Origin of the sequence: Streptomyces sp. ADI96-02, assembly GCF_003846185.1 — a bacterium.
Lineage (GTDB): Bacteria > Actinomycetota > Actinomycetes > Streptomycetales > Streptomycetaceae > Streptomyces.
Genome location: NZ_ML123034.1, coordinates 505,310 through 518,846 on the forward strand (window position 1 = coordinate 505,310; position 13,537 = coordinate 518,846).

A 13,537-nucleotide genomic window follows, 5' to 3' on the forward strand; every position below is an offset into this window, starting at 1 on the left:
GCATGACGAACCCGGCCGAGCGCCTGGTCGACCTTCTCGACCTGGAGCGGATCGAGGTCAACATCTTTCGCGGCCGGAGCCCGCAGGAGTCCCTGCAACGGGTCTTCGGCGGGCAGGTCGCGGGCCAGGCGCTGGTGGCGGCGGGCCGGACCACCGACGGGGACCGGCCGGTGCACTCGCTGCACGCCTACTTCCTGCGGCCGGGACGCCCCGGCGTGCCGATCGTCTACCAGGTCGAGCGGGTGCGCGACGGCCGCTCGTTCACGACCCGGCGGGTCACGGCGGTGCAGGAGGGCCGGACGATCTTCAACCTGACGGCGTCCTTCCACCGCCCGGAGGAGGCGGGTTTCGAGCACCAGCTGCCGCCGGCCCGCGTCGTCCCCGACCCGGAGGAGCTGCCGACGGTCGCCGAGGAGGTCCGCGAGCACCTGGGCGTCCTGCCGGAGGCGCTGGAGCGGATGGCACGCCGCCAGCCCTTCGACATCCGCTACGCCGACCGGCTGCGCTGGACGCGCGGGGAGATCGCGGAAGCGGAGCCGCGCAGCGCGGTGTGGATGCGGGCGGTCGGCCCGCTGGGCGACGATCCGCTGGTGCACACCTGTGCGCTGACGTACGCGAGCGACATGACGCTGCTGGACGCGGTGCGCATCCCGGTGGAGCCGCTGTGGGGTCCGCGCGGCTTCGACATGGCGTCGCTGGACCACGCGATGTGGTTCCACCGGCCCTTCCGGGCGGACGAGTGGTTCCTGTACGACCAGGAGTCGCCGATCGCGACGGGCGGCAGGGGGCTGGCGCGTGGCCGGATCTACGACCGTTCGGGGCGGTTGCTGGTGTCGGTGGTGCAGGAGGGGCTGTTCCGGCGGCTGTAGCGGGCCGCCGGGAGTGCCAAGGGCTGTTCCCGCTCAGATCCCGGGCAGCGTGTCCTGCTCGACCTCGTGGCGGCGGGTGCGGATGTCCGGCGGCGCGGGGTGCAGCTTGGCGTCGCAGGCGGGTCCGAGGCCGGCGCGGCGCGAGTCGGCCCCGGTGAGCGGGCGTCCGCAGAGCCGGCAGCGGACGAGCCGGGGGCGGTCCGGGGCGGCCGGCCCGCCGTCGGCGGCCGGGTCCGGGCCGCCGGCTCCGGCGGCCTCGGGCGGCGGTTCGGGGAAGGTCTCGGCGTTCTGCACCCTCCGATCCTCTCAGCCCGTCCGGCCCGCCCGGGCCCGTGCCGTACCGGGCACAGCGGCCACGACGCGCCGGAACGGCCCCGGTCACCGATGATCGGAGGTGGGGCAGCCGCCCCCGCGCCGGGAGAAGGGGACGACCATGGTCCAGGAATCCGCCTCGACGCTCCGCGCTCTTCCGCACGCCACCCCCGAGGAGCGGGCCGCCCTCGGCAAGGCCGCCCGCCGCGACGCCCCGCGTTCGAGCCATGCGGAGTTCTCGCCCCCGCCGCGGCGGGGCGACCCGCTGCGGCTGCTCGAAGCGCAGTCCGCCGAGCGGGTGCCGGAGCTGGTGCCGATCCGCTACGGGCGGATGACCGAGTCCCCGTTCCGCTTCTACCGGGGCGCGGCGGCCATCATGGCCGCCGACCTGGCCGGGACCCCGGTCTCCGGGATCCGGGCGCAGCTCTGCGGCGACGCCCATCTGCTGAACTTCCGGTTGCTGGCCTCGCCGGAGCGGAACCTGGTGTTCGACATCAACGACTTCGACGAGACCCTGCCCGGCCCGTGGGAGTGGGACGTCAAGCGGCTGGCCGCGAGCCTGGTGATCGCGGGCCGGGCGAACGGCTTCTCGGATCAGGAGAGGACCGGGATCGTCCGGTCGGCGGTGCGCTCGTACCGGGAGGCGATGACCCGCTACGCGGAGATGCGCAACCTGGAGGTGTGGTACGCGAGGACCGACGCCGAGAAGCTGCGTACCGTCGCCGCCGAGCAGCTTTCCGGACGGGGCCGCAGGAACGTGGCGCGGGCGCTCGGCAAGGCGCGCTCCCGCGACAGCCTGCAGGCTTTCGCCAAGCTGACGGAGGTGGCGGACGGGAGGCTCCGGATCGTCCCCGACCCGCCGATGGTGGTGCCGCTGGCCGATCTCCTGCCGGGTGTGGAGCGCGACGCCGTGCAGCGGCGGTTCCGGGGGCTGGTCACGAGTTACGGCCACACGCTGGCCTCGGACCGGCGCTCGCTGCTGGCGGACTTCCGGCTGGTCGACGTGGCCCGCAAGGTCGTCGGCGTCGGAAGCGTCGGCACGCGCTGCTGGATCTTCCTGATGCTCGGCAGGGACGGCGGTGATCCGCTCTTCCTCCAGGCGAAGGAGGCCGGCCCGTCGGTGCTGGCCGAGCACACCGGCGCGAGCCGCTACGGGAACCAGGGCGAGCGGGTGGTCGCCGGGCAGCGGCTGATGCAGGCGACCAGCGACATCTTCCTCGGCTGGGAGCGGGTGGACGGGATCGACGGCCGTCGCCGGGACTTCTACATCCGCCAGTTGCGGGACTGGAAGGGCATCGCCGAGCCCGAGGCGATGGTGCCGAAGGGCATGCGTGCCTTCGGCGAGGTGTGCGGGGCGACCCTGGCGCGGGCCCACGCCCGTTCCGGCGACCGGATCGCCATCGCCGCGTACCTGGGCGGCCGGGACGTCTTCGACCGGGCGGTGGGCACGTTCGCCGAGGCGTACGCCGACCAGAACGAGCGCGACCACGCGGCTCTCGTCGAGGCGGTGGGCTCCGGGCGGCTGCCCGTCGCCGGCTGAGTGCGGGTGGAACTCCCGTGCGGCGTCGGTGAGCGGGGATAGAGTCTCCGACGGACCCGGCGCGTCCCGTACCGGCGAGATCACGCCGGTCTCCGGTACGGAGCGGCTCATCGGGATGCGGCGCGGCACATCCGGGTAGAGGGAGGGCTCCGGAGGTCACGGCCGCCGGGATCGCGCACGCCGTGCGTCCGGGAGGCCGCTCGCGCTTCCGGCTCACCGGGTCCTCGCACGTGCGGGCCCGGGACCGGAGCCGGTCCGCCACGCGCTCGTGATCCTCCAGCCCCGCCCGCAGCGCCGCGGCCCCGCGCCGCGGCCGTTCCGTTCCGAAAGGACCGCCCGTATGACCGAGATCGTCCGCGTGACCGCGCCTGAACTGGTCACGTACGCCGATGACCTGGCCTCCCTTCTGCTGGAGACCGTCCAGGAAGGCGCGTCGGTCGGCTTCCTCGCCCCGCTGGACCGCGAGACGGCCGCCGCGTGGTGGCGCGAGCGGGCCGCCGCGGTCGAGGCGGGGCAGGTCGGCATCTGGATCGCCCGGGACGGCGGGCGGGTCTCGGGGACCATCGCCCTGGTGCGCGCGCCGCTGCCGAACGCCCGCCACCGCGCGGAGGTGGCCAAGCTGATGGTGCGCCCGTCGGCGCGCGGACAGGGGCTCGGCGCGGAACTGCTGGCGGCCGTCGAGTCGTACGCACTGGCCGAGGGCATCACTCTGCTGATCCTGGACACCGAGACCGGGAGTCTGGCCGAACAGGTCTACGTGAAGGCGAGCTGGACGGAGTGCGGGACCGTGCCGGGATACGCGGCGGATCCGGCGGGCATCCTCAAGCCGACGACCTTCTACTACAAGGAGCTCGCCGCCCGGTGACGGACCGGCGGCGGGCCGCATGACGAACACGAACCACGCACTGGATCCAGGGAGACCTTCATGACGCTGCACGACATCCCGCTGCACACCCTCACCGGCGAGCCGACCACCCTGGGCGCCTGGCGCGGCCGGTCCGTCCTGGTGGTGAACGTGGCCTCCAAGTGCGGTCTCACCCCGCAGTACGAGGGCCTGGAGCGGCTGCAGCAGACCTACGGGGACCGGGGCCTGACCGTGCTCGGCGTGCCCTGCAACCAGTTCGCCGGGCAGGAGCCGGGCAGCGCGGAGGAGATCCGGACCTTCTGCTCGACCACGTACGGCGTCAGCTTCCCGCTCCTGGCGAAGACGGACGTCAACGGCGCGGACCGGCACCCGCTGTACGCGGAGTTGACGAAGGTCGCGGACGCGGACGGCGAGGCCGGGGACGTCCAGTGGAACTTCGAGAAGTTCGTGATCTCGCCCTCCGGAGAGCCGGTGGCGCGTTTCCGCCCCGGCACGGATCCGGAGGCTCCGGAGGTCGTCGCGGCCATCGAGGCGCAGTTGCCGGCCTGATCGCGCGCACGGGCCCCGGGGGTACGCCGTATGTCCCGGGGCCGGTGCGCCGGTGCCTGCGCTGGGTGCCGTGAGCCGTGAGCCGCCGTGGCGTCAGCGGATGGGCATGCCCGACAGCGTACGGGCGATGACCAGGCGCTGGATCTCGCTGGTGCCCTCGAAGATGGTGTAGATCGCCGCGTCGCGGTGCATCCGCTCGACCGGGTACTCCCGGGTGAAGCCGTTGCCGCCGAGGATCTGGACGGCCTGCGCGGTGACCTCCTTGGCGGTCTCGCTCGCGTAGAGCTTGGACATGGAGCCCTCGGCCGAGAGGAACGGCTTGCCGGTGGCCGCCATCCAGGACGCGCGCCACACGAGCAGCCGGGCGGCGTCGATCCTGGTGCGCATGTCGGCGAGCTGGAAGGCGATGCCCTGGTTGTCGATGATCGGCCGCCCGAACTGGGTGCGGGTCCTCGCGTAGTCCAGAGCCACTTCGTACGCCGCGCGCGCGGTGCCCACGGCCATGGCGCCGACGGCCGGGCGGGACGCCTCGAAGGTGGCCATGGCGGCGTTCTTCACGCGCTCGCCGCCGGACCTGGCGCGCTCCCGGGCGCGGGCCAGGCGCTCGTCGAGCTTCTCCTTGCCGCCGAGCAGGCAGTGGCCGGGCACGCGGACGTCCTCCAGGACCACCTCGGCGGTGTGGGAGGCGCGGATGCCGTGCTTCTTGAACTTCTGGCCCTGGGAGAGGCCGGGCGTGCCCGGGGGCACGATGAAGGAGGCGTGGCCCTTGGAGCCGAGTTCGGGGTCGACGACGGCCACCACGACGTGGACGCCCGCGATGCCGCCGTTGGTCGCCCAGGTCTTGGTGCCGTTGAGGACCCATTCGTCCGTGGCCCCGTCGTGGACGGCCCGCGTCCGCATCGCCGCGACGTCGGAGCCGGCGTCCGGCTCGGAGGAGCAGAAGGCGGCGACCTTCACGTCGTCGGCGTCGCCGTACATCTGCGGGATCCAGGTGCCGATCTGCTCCTCGGTGCCGTTGGCGAGGACGCCCACGGCCGCGAGGCCGGTGCCGACGATCGACAGGGCGATGCCCGCGTCGCCCCAGAAGAGCTCCTCCATGGCCATGGGGATGCCGAGTCCCGTGGGGTCGAAGAACTGCTGGGCGTAGAAGTCGAGGGAGTAGATGCCGACCTTGGCCGCCTCCTGGATGACGGGCCAGGGCGTCTCCTCACGCTCGTCCCACTCCGAGGCCGCAGGGCGGATCACGGCCGCCGCGAATCCGTGAAGCCAGTCACGGACCTGCTTCTGGTCGTCGTTGAGCTCAAGCGTGAACTCGGCCATGTTCCCCTCCTGGCACTGCTGCGAAAAACACACGTTACTTGCGGTAACAACAGTCTGTTACCGGTAAGTAGCGACTGTCAACCGCGCCGGAGCTCAGCGACGACGCCGTCCGGCGGGGTGTTACGTTGCCCAGGCGTGCAGACGAAACCGGGCAGAAAGTGCCCGGCCAGGGGTGGGAGAGACGCCATGGAGACCACACGAAGCGCCGAGCCACAGCGGACCGCGGCCGAGCAGCGCCGCCGCGAACTGCTCGAGGCCGCGGACCGGGTGGTGCTCAGAGACGGCCCGCGGGCCTCCATGAACGCGATCGCCGCCGAGGCCGGGATCACGAAGCCCATCCTCTACCGCCACTTCGGCGACAAGGGCGGGCTCTACCGCGCCCTCGCCCAACGGCACACCGACGCCCTCCTCGGCGCCCTGCGCTCGGCCCTCGACGCGCCCGCCGAGCGACGCGCCCGGGTGGAGGCCACGCTCGACACCTACCTCGCCGCGATCGAGGCCCGGCCGCAGGTGTACCGCTTCCTGATGCACCCGTCCGACGACTCGGCGCCCGCGACCGAACAGGGCTTCGACGTGGGCCGGCACTCCGCCCCGCTGCTGCGCCGCCTCGGCGAGGAGCTGGGCCAGGTCATCGCCGAACGGGTCGACCTGGGGCCGGACAGCGAGCAGACGGCCCGCATCTGGGGGCACGGGATCGTCGGCATGATGCACGCGGCGGGCGACTGGTGGCTCGGCGACCGGCCCTGCTCCCGCGAGCGGCTGGTGCGCAGCCTCGCCGACCTGCTGTGGGGCCGGCTGGCGGAGGCCGGCGACCTCGGGGACGGCCCGGGGTTCTGACGACGCGCGGCCCGCGGCCTCAGCCCTCGCGGGCCCACGGCGCGCGACGCGCGGCGCGCAGCGCCCTGGCCCGCCGCAGCCCGGTCAACCGGTCGGTGTACACGGATCCGTCCAGGTGGTCGCACTCGTGCTGGAGGCACCGCGCGAACCAGCCGGTGCCGGCGATGCGGACCGGCTCCCCGGTCATCGTCAACCCCTCGACGACCGCGTGGTCGAAACGCTCCGTGCCCGCTTCCAGACCCGGAAGTGACAGACAGCCCTCCGGTCCGCGTACGGTGAGTCCGTCCGCCTCGACGAGTTCGGGATTGACCACGTGCCCCAGATGGCGGACATCGTCGTCGTCCGGGCAGTCGTAGACGAACACCTTGAGCGGGACGCCGATCTGGTTGGCGGCGAGCCCGACGCCGTGCGCGGCGTACATGGTGGCGAACATGTCCTCGACCAGCCCGGCGAGCGAGGGGCCGAAATCCGTGACGTCCTCGCAGGCGCGGTGGAGCACCGGGTCGCCGAGCAGACTCATCTCACGGACGAGTCCGGAACTGCCGGGGATCGGGCGGTTTCGCATGGCGGTAAGCGTACGTTCCGCCGCGGCCCGCACGTTCCCGTGGTGCCGCGGTGCGGTCGGCGCACCGGACATCGATAGGCTGGGCGCGGACCGATGCAAGGAGGATCTAGGACGATGGCAGGCAACACGGAGCCGTTGTCGCCGCGGGCCAAACTGGCCGTGACGGCGGGCAAGGCCGCGGCGGCGGTGTCACGCGCCGCGGGGCGGGGCAGCGGATCGGTGATCGGCGGCCGGGTGGCGCTCAAGCTCGACCCCGACCTGCTGGGGCGGCTGGCGCAGCACCTGGACGTGATCCTCGTGTCGGCGACGAACGGCAAGACGACCACCACCCGGCTGATCGCCGAGGCGCTGCGGGCCGCCGGGCCCGTCGTGTCGAACGCGCTCGGCGCGAACATGCCCGCGGGCATCACCTCGGCGCTGGCCGGCGGCTCGGACGCGAAGTTCGGCGTGATCGAGGTCGACGAGAAGTACCTCGCGGGGGTCGCCCGCGACACGACGCCGAAGGCGATCGCGCTGCTCAACCTCTCCCGCGACCAGTTGGACCGCGCGGCGGAGACCCGGATGCTGGCCGAGCACTGGCGCGAGGGTCTCTCCGGCTCGAAGGCCGTGATCATCGCCAACGCCGACGACCCGCTGATCGTCTGGGCGGCCTCCTCCTCGCCGAACGTGGTGTGGGTGGCGGCCGGTCAGGCGTGGAAGGACGACGCCTGGTCCTGCCCGTCCTGCGGCGGTGTGATGCAGCGTCCGGGCGACGACTGGTTCTGCGGGCAGTGCGGCTTCCGCCGCCCCGCCCCGAGCTGGGCGCTGAACGGCGACTACGTCCTGGACCCGCACGGCTCCGCGTGGCCGATCCACCTCCAGCTGCCGGGCCGGGCGAACAAGGCCAACGCCACCAGTTCCGCCGCCGTGGCCGCCGTCTTCGGGGTGCCGCCGCAGGTCGCGCTGGAGCGCATGTACCAGGTGCAGGCCGTCGCGGGCCGCTACGACGTGGTGGCCTTCCAGAACCGCGAACTGCGCCTGCTGCTGGCGAAGAACCCGGCCGGCTGGCTGGAGACGTTCTCGCTGATCGATCCGCCGCCGACGCCGGTGATCCTCTCCGTCAACGCCCGCGGCGCCGACGGCACGGACACCTCCTGGCTCTGGGACGTCGACTACACCCAGCTGGCCGGACACCCGATCTTCGTGCTCGGCGACCGCAAGCTGGACCTCGCGGTCCGCCTCGAAGTGGCCGGACTCGACTTCCGGGTCTGCGAGACGCTCGACGAGGCCGTGCAGTACGCGCCGCCCGGCCGCATCGAGGTCATCGCCAACTACACCGCCTTCCAGGATCTGCGCCGTCGTGTCGGCAACTGACCCCGGCGCCGGCCACCTCCGGAGAGGACGAAGCATGAGCAACAACGGTCTGCGTCTGGTCTGGGTCTACCCCGACCTGCTCAGCACCTACGGCGACCAGGGCAACGCCCTGGTCGTGGAGCGCCGGGCCCGGCAGCGCGGTCTGGACGTGCAGCGCGTCGACGTGCGCAGCGACCAGCCGGTGCCGACCTCGGGCGACATCTACCTGATCGGCGGCGGCGAGGACCGGCCGCAGCGGCTCGCGGCCGAGCGGCTGCGCCGCGACGGCGGGCTGAGCCGCGCCGCGTCGAACGGCGCGATCATCTTCTCGGTCTGCGCCGGCTACCAGATCCTCGGCCACGAGTTCATCAACGACCTCGGCGAGCGCGAGGCCGGCCTCGGCCTGCTGGACGTGGTCTCGACCCGCGGCGAGGGCGCGCGGTGCGTCGGCGACGTGCTGGCGGACATCGACCCGAACCTCAACCTGCCGCCGCTGACCGGGTTCGAGAACCACCAGGGCGTCACCCATCTCGGCCCGACGGCACGGCCGTTCGCCCGGGTGCAGTTCGGCCGGGGCAACGGCACCGGCGACGGCACCGAGGGCGCGTACAACGACACCGTCTTCGGCACGTACATGCACGGTCCGGTGATGGCCCGCAATCCGCAGATCGCCGATCTGCTGCTCAAGCTGGCTCTCGACGTGAACGCGCTGCCGCCCACGGACGACCGCTGGTACGACGCGCTGCGCGCCGAGCGGATCGCCTCGGCGACGCAGCCCGCCTGAGGCGGTTTCCGCTCAACCGAGCGGAGTCCAGCAGGCGGACGCCGGGTTCGGTCCCGCCACCCTGCGCCGGTAGGGTGGCGGGGATCCAACCGGACGACGTGGTCCGGTCGTCGACCCACGTTGCAAAGGTTTTCCGGGCCATGCGAATTGGCGTACTCACCTCCGGCGGCGACTGCCCCGGCCTCAACGCCGTCATCCGTTCCGTCGTGCACCGCGCGGTGGTCGACCACGGCGACGAGGTCATCGGTTTCCACGACGGGTGGAAGGGGCTCCTGGAGTGCGACTACCGCAAGCTCGACCTGGACGCGGTGGGCGGCATCCTGGCCCGCGGCGGCACCATCCTCGGCTCCTCCCGGGTGCAGCCCGCGCATCTGCGTGACGGCGTGGAGCGGGCCCGCGGCCATGTGGCCGACCTCGGTCTGGACGCGATCATCCCCATCGGCGGCGAGGGCACCCTGAAGGCGGCCCATCTGCTCTCCGAGGCCGGACTGCCGATCGTCGGCGTCCCCAAGACGATCGACAACGACATCGCCTCCACCGACGTGACCTTCGGCTTCGACACCGCCGTCGGTGTCGCCACGGAGGCCCTGGACCGGCTGAAGACCACCGCCGAGTCGCACCAGCGGGTGCTCATCGTCGAGGTCATGGGCCGTCACACCGGCTGGATCGCCCTGCACTCCGGCATGGCCGCCGGCGCGCACGCCATCGTGGTGCCCGAGCGTCCCTTCGACATCGACGAGCTGACCGAGCTGGTCGGCAAGCGGTTCTCGGCGGGCAAGAAGTTCGCCATCGTGGTGGTCGCCGAGGGGGCCAAGCCGCGCGAGGGCTCGATGCAGTTCGAGCAGGGCACGAAGGACATCTACGGCCACGAGCGGTTCGCCGGAGTGGCCACCCAGCTCTCCGGGGAGCTGGAGCAGCGGCTCGGCAAGGAGGCCCGCCCGGTCATCCTCGGCCACGTCCAGCGCGGCGGCACGCCCACCGCGTACGACCGCGTGCTGGCGACCCGCTTCGGCTGGCACGCCGTGGAGGCGGCGCACCGGGGCCAGTTCGGCATGCTGACCGCCCTGCGCGGCACCGACATCACGATGGTTCCGCTGGCGGCGGCGGTTCAGACGCTCAAGACGGTCCCCGCCGAGCGCTACGCCGAGGCGGAGTGCGTGCTCTGATCGACACCCGGTTCCCCGAACCGCCCCCGGCCGCGACCGCGGTCGGGGGCGGTTCTAGTCTGGAGCGGACAACCGGCACGAAACGGGGACGTCCCCAGCGGGAGTGAGCAGATGGACCACAGCGGGCACGGCATGAACATGGATCTGCCGCCGTTCACGCTGGGGCGGGGGCTGGAGTTCTCCCCCGACCCGTTCTTCCTGACCGGCTGCCTCCTGGCGCTCGCCCTGTACGGGTACGGCGTGGTGCGGCTGCGCCGGCGCGGGGACGGCTGGCCGGTGAACCGGATCGTGTTCTTCGTCGTCGGCGTGGCGAGCATCGCGCTGGTCATGTGCACCAAGCTCAACGACTACGGCATGGTCATGTTCAGCGTGCACATGGTGCAGCACATGGTGATCAGCATGCTGTCGCCGATCCTGCTGCTGCTGGGCGCTCCGGTGACGCTGGCGCTGCGCGCGCTGCCGCCGGCCGCGCGCGGGCGCACCGGGCCTCGCGAGCTGCTCCTGAAGCTGCTGCACAGCCGCTACATGAAGATCGTCACGCATCCGGTCTTCACGATCCCGCTCTTCATCGCGAGCCTGTACGGGCTGTACTTCACGCCGCTCTTCGACTTCCTGATGAGTTCGAAGCCGGGGCACATCGCGATGATGGTGCACTTCCTCGCCGTCGGCCTGGTGTTCTTCTGGCCGATCATGGGCGTGGACCCCGGCCCGCACCGGCCGGGGTACGTGATGCGGATGCTGGAGCTGTTCGCCGGGATGCCGTTCCACGCGTTCTTCGGGATCGCGCTGATGATGGCGACCACGCCGATGGTCGGGACGTACGCGGACCCGCCCGCCTCGCTCGGCATCGACCCGCTGAGCGACCAGAACTGGGCGGGCGGCATCGCCTGGGCCTTCAGCGAGATCCCGTCCGTGCTCGTATTGATCGCGCTGGTCTACCAGTGGTACCGCTCCGAGCAGCGCACGGCCAAGCGCGCGGACCGGGCCGCGGACCGCGACGGCGACCAGGAGCTGGCGGCGTACAACGCCTATCTCGCCTCATTGCAGGCGCGCGGCCAGTAGCGCGGGGGGCGCTCGCGGGGTGACCATGGGGACAACGGCCGCGCGGCCGGCGAGGAGCGTGCGCGCATGTCCGGATCGACGAAGACCATGGGGTATCTGACCGTCGGGGCGCTGGTGGCGGTGACCGCGTACACGGTGGCACTGGGGAGCAGCGGCTGGCTCTGGTTCGGCTGGGTGGTGCTGGGGCTGTGCACGCTCGGCATGATGGCCACGCGGGACACCTGAGCCGTCACCACGGGTGACGGTGTCTGCGGGGCCCGTGAGCGGGTACGCGCCGGAGAGCGGTCGGCGCACGGCCGCGGCCCGGTGATCCCGGGGCCCTGGACGAGCCGTCCCCGGGATCACGACGACCGGCTACCGCACAGCCCCGACGCCGCCCGGCAGAGCGAGGTGCACCCACACCGTGTTCTATTACGTCCTGAAATACGTCGTGCTGGGGCCGCTGCTCCGGTTGCTGTTCCGTCCCCGTATCGAGGGCCTGGAGAACATCCCGGACGACGGCGCGGCGATCGTCGCCGGAAACCACCTCTCGTTCTCCGACCACTTCCTCATGCCGGCCATCCTCAAGCGGCGCATCACCTTCCTGGCCAAGGCCGAGTACTTCACCGGTCCGGGGATCAGGGGACGGCTCACCGCCGCGTTCTTCCGCAGCGCCGGCCAGATCCCGGTGGACCGGTCCGGCAAGGAGGCGGGGCAGGCGGCGATCCGCGAGGGGCTGGGGGTGCTGGGCCGCGGCGAGCTGCTGGGCATCTATCCGGAGGGCACGCGCTCGCACGACGGCCGGCTCTACAAGGGCAAGGTCGGTGTCGCGGTGATGGCGATCACCGCGCGGGCGCCGGTCGTTCCGTGCGCCATGGTCGGGACGTTCGAGATCCAGCCGCCCGGCAAGGTCGTCCCGCGCATCAAGCGGGTCGCGATCCGGTTCGGTGAACCGCTGGACTTCTCGCGCTACGCCGGCCTGGAGAACGAGAAGGCCGCGATCCGGGCCGTGACCGACGAGATCATGTACGCGATCCTCGAACTGTCGGGCCAGGAGTACGTGGACGAGTACGCGGCCAAGGTGAAGGAGGCCGAACAGTCGCGGCAGCAGCCGAGGAGGTTCCCGGGGCGGCGACGCTGACAGCGGATCCGCCGTCGGCGTAGCGAGCGGGCTTCTCCTCCGCGACGCCTCTACCGTCGTGTCCATGAGCCAAGGACACGCGTGGGTGCTGGGAGCGACGGGAGCGATCGGGCGGGCCGCGGTCGGTGCGCTGGCCCGGGACGGCTGGGAGGTGACCGCCGCCTCGCGGGGCGGCGGCCGGGCCGGGGAAGAGGTGGAGGGCGTACGGTCGGTGGCGCTCGACCGGGACGAGGAGGGCGCGCTGGCCGGTGCGCTCGGCGGCGGCTGCGACGTCCTGGTGGACATGGTCGCCTTCGGCGGGGAGCACGCCAGGCAGGTGGCGGGGCTCGCGGACCGGATCGGTTCGGCGGTGGTGATCTCCAGCGGCGCGGTGTACGCGGACGGCCGGGGCCGGAGCTTCGACACGCAGGAGGAGCCGGACGGGTTCCCGCGCTACCCCGTGCCGATCCCGGAGACGCAGCCGACGGTCCCGCCCGGCGATGCCTCCTACGGGACGCGCAAGGTGGCGCTGGAGCGGGAACTGCTCGCGGCGGGCGACGCGTTGCCGGTGACGGTGCTGCGGGCGGGCGCGGTGCACGGTCCGCACTGCCGCACGCCGCGCGAGCTGTACTTCGTGAAGCGGCTGCTCGACGGCCGGAAGCGGCGGGTGCTCGCGTACGGCGGCGGGAGCCGTTTCCACCCGGTCCACGTCTCCAACGTCGCCGAGCTGATCAGGCTGGCCGCGGCGCGGCCCGGTACGCGGGTGCTGAACGCGGCCGATCCGCAGGCGCCCTCGGTGGCGGAGATCGCGGCGGCGATCGACGGCGTGCTGGGGCGGGAGACGGAGACGGTGCCGGTGGACGGCGCGCCGCCCCGGGCGGGCGTGGGCGATACGCCGTGGAGCGTGCCGCATCCGGTGGTGTACGACATGGCGGCGGCCGAACGGGAGCTGGGCTACCGTCCGTTGACCGGGTACGCGGCGTCGCTGCCCGAGACGGTCGACTGGCTCGCCGGACAGCTGGCGGGCCGGGACTGGCGGGAGGCGTTCCCGAAGATGCTGCGCGGCTACGGCGAGAACCTGTTCGACTACGCGGCGGAGGACGCCTGGCTGGAGAGGTACGACCGGGGCCGCCGCTGAGGGAAGTGGGGCGCGCCGCCGGGGCCGGCCCGTAGGCGGGGGTGCACGGACGGCGGTGCTCGCGGTGGCGGTCGCCTGCGCGTTGACCATCCGTACGGC

General features: G+C 72.6%; 15 protein-coding genes. 12 read left to right on the forward strand and 3 right to left on the reverse strand.

Going from position 1 to position 13,537, the window contains the following annotated elements:
- The first annotated feature begins 2 nt into the window (after positions 1–2).
- On the forward strand, positions 3–869 hold the full coding sequence (locus tag EES43_RS02205; RefSeq protein WP_124267081.1) for an acyl-CoA thioesterase: 867 nt from the start codon (positions 3–5) through the stop codon (positions 867–869).
- A 33-nt stretch (positions 870–902) separates the two neighbouring features.
- Here EES43_RS02205 and EES43_RS02210 read toward each other — a convergent pair whose 3' ends face one another.
- Positions 903–1,163, reverse strand: a complete 261-nt coding sequence (locus EES43_RS02210; RefSeq protein ID WP_124267082.1) for a DUF6011 domain-containing protein — start codon at positions 1,161–1,163, stop codon at positions 903–905.
- A gap of 139 nt (positions 1,164–1,302) precedes the next feature.
- Between EES43_RS02210 and EES43_RS02215 the strand changes: the two genes are divergently transcribed.
- The 3 genes from EES43_RS02215 to EES43_RS02225 all read left to right on the forward strand — a co-directional run bounded on the left by EES43_RS02215 (position 1,303) and on the right by EES43_RS02225 (position 4,135).
- On the forward strand, positions 1,303–2,721 hold the full coding sequence (locus tag EES43_RS02215) for a DUF2252 domain-containing protein (RefSeq protein WP_124267083.1): 1,419 nt from the start codon (positions 1,303–1,305) through the stop codon (positions 2,719–2,721).
- Positions 2,722–3,061: 340 nt separating this feature from the next.
- Complete coding sequence (locus tag EES43_RS02220; RefSeq protein ID WP_124267084.1) at positions 3,062–3,586, forward strand: GNAT family N-acetyltransferase; 525 nt, start codon at positions 3,062–3,064, stop codon at positions 3,584–3,586.
- A 60-nt stretch (positions 3,587–3,646) separates the two neighbouring features.
- The gene (locus EES43_RS02225; RefSeq protein ID WP_124267085.1) at positions 3,647–4,135 is read left to right on the forward strand and encodes a glutathione peroxidase; all 489 of its coding nucleotides are present in this window, start codon (positions 3,647–3,649) and stop codon (positions 4,133–4,135) included.
- 93 nt (positions 4,136–4,228) lie between these two features.
- On the opposite strand, the gene EES43_RS02230 is transcribed toward EES43_RS02225, so the two are convergent.
- Positions 4,229–5,455 (reverse strand): acyl-CoA dehydrogenase family protein, encoded by a 1,227-nt coding sequence (locus EES43_RS02230; RefSeq protein ID WP_124267086.1) that lies wholly within the window; start codon positions 5,453–5,455, stop codon positions 4,229–4,231.
- A 186-nt stretch (positions 5,456–5,641) separates the two neighbouring features.
- Between EES43_RS02230 and EES43_RS02235 the strand changes: the two genes are divergently transcribed.
- Complete coding sequence (locus EES43_RS02235; protein ID WP_124267087.1) at positions 5,642–6,292, forward strand: TetR family transcriptional regulator; 651 nt, start codon at positions 5,642–5,644, stop codon at positions 6,290–6,292.
- A 19-nt stretch (positions 6,293–6,311) separates the two neighbouring features.
- On the opposite strand, the gene def is transcribed toward EES43_RS02235, so the two are convergent.
- Positions 6,312–6,857 carry a peptide deformylase gene (def, locus tag EES43_RS02240; RefSeq protein ID WP_124267088.1) on the reverse strand — a complete coding sequence of 182 codons (546 nt, stop codon included), beginning with the start codon at positions 6,855–6,857 and terminating at the stop codon, positions 6,312–6,314.
- Between the two features lie 114 nt (positions 6,858–6,971).
- On the opposite strand from def, the gene EES43_RS02245 reads away from it, so the two are divergent.
- The 7 genes from EES43_RS02245 (at position 6,972) to EES43_RS02270 (ending at position 13,438) form a co-directional block, all read left to right on the forward strand.
- Complete coding sequence (locus tag EES43_RS02245) at positions 6,972–8,210, forward strand: MurT ligase domain-containing protein (RefSeq protein ID WP_124267089.1); 1,239 nt, start codon at positions 6,972–6,974, stop codon at positions 8,208–8,210.
- 34 nt (positions 8,211–8,244) lie between these two features.
- Positions 8,245–8,973 carry a type 1 glutamine amidotransferase gene (locus EES43_RS02250; protein WP_124267090.1) on the forward strand — a complete coding sequence of 243 codons (729 nt, stop codon included), beginning with the start codon at positions 8,245–8,247 and terminating at the stop codon, positions 8,971–8,973.
- Between the two features lie 140 nt (positions 8,974–9,113).
- Positions 9,114–10,139: a 6-phosphofructokinase gene (locus EES43_RS02255; RefSeq protein ID WP_124267091.1), complete on the forward strand. Its 1,026-nt coding sequence runs from the start codon at positions 9,114–9,116 to the stop codon at positions 10,137–10,139.
- Between the two features lie 111 nt (positions 10,140–10,250).
- Positions 10,251–11,201 (forward strand): cytochrome c oxidase assembly protein, encoded by a 951-nt coding sequence (locus EES43_RS02260; protein WP_124267092.1) that lies wholly within the window; start codon positions 10,251–10,253, stop codon positions 11,199–11,201.
- A 66-nt stretch (positions 11,202–11,267) separates the two neighbouring features.
- On the forward strand, positions 11,268–11,426 hold the full coding sequence (locus tag EES43_RS30475; protein ID WP_164493102.1) for a hypothetical protein: 159 nt from the start codon (positions 11,268–11,270) through the stop codon (positions 11,424–11,426).
- Positions 11,427–11,604: 178 nt separating this feature from the next.
- A complete protein-coding gene (locus EES43_RS02265) occupies positions 11,605–12,321 on the forward strand; it encodes a lysophospholipid acyltransferase family protein (protein WP_124267093.1) in 717 nt (238 codons plus the stop codon).
- 64 nt (positions 12,322–12,385) lie between these two features.
- Positions 12,386–13,438, forward strand: a complete 1,053-nt coding sequence (locus EES43_RS02270) for an NAD-dependent epimerase/dehydratase family protein (RefSeq protein WP_241192311.1) — start codon at positions 12,386–12,388, stop codon at positions 13,436–13,438.
- Positions 13,439–13,537: the final 99 nt, after the last annotated feature.